This is a genomic window from Mesorhizobium sp. Arg314, from assembly GCF_053714275.1.
This window is the reverse complement of the sequence record NZ_JBSKBP010000231.1, coordinates 1-564: the sequence shown is the minus strand read 5'-3', so window position 1 is coordinate 564 and position 564 is coordinate 1. Positions and strand designations below refer to the sequence as shown.

Annotated in this window: 2 protein-coding genes; both read left to right on the top strand. The window is 62.2% G+C overall.

The window, feature by feature from the left end:
- Positions 1-187: hypothetical protein (locus ACWGS9_RS35230; protein ID WP_454509484.1), on the top strand; the 187-nt coding region annotated here is incomplete at its 5' end.
- Positions 184-489 (top strand): hypothetical protein, encoded by a 306-nt coding sequence (locus tag ACWGS9_RS35225; protein ID WP_454509483.1) that lies wholly within the window; start codon positions 184-186, stop codon positions 487-489. The genes ACWGS9_RS35230 and ACWGS9_RS35225, both read left to right, overlap by 4 nt.
- Positions 490-564: the final 75 nt, after the last annotated feature.

Here is a 564-nt window from a genome sequence, read left to right as displayed (position 1 = left end):
TGGCAATGAAGTATCTGCCGATAGAGCAGCCGTCGAGGGTGGTGGAAGCGAGCACGCGCGCGGCTCTTCCGCTACCGACGGATGCCGGCCCTGGACGGTCGAGCAGAAGCTGGCGATCATGCGTGAGGTGCAGGAGTCCGGTGATCCGGTGATCCGGTGGCGGTTGTCGCGCGGCGTCACGACATGAACGCGAACCACTTGCACATCGGGGTAAAGCAAGCCAAGGAACGCAGATTGGGTGGCCGATCCGAGTCCCCACCAATCGCCTTCATAGACATGGGTGTGGTTGGTCACGGCGTGCGCGATGTGGAGGCGGAAGAGCAGGCTCCTGCGCGATCGCCCTCCGAAGTGCCGGTTGCCAGCCAAGCGGTTACTGCCGGTGACCGGATAGAAATCGTTGGTGCAAACGGCCGGCGCGTGATCGTTGACCGCATTGTCGACGCAACTGTCCTGATGCGGATCTTGCAGGGCCTGGAAATGCTGCGATGATCCCGACAGAAAGGGGCGTTTGTGGTTGGCGACAGGCTACACCGATATGGGATGTGGCTTTCCACCGCCGGCGCT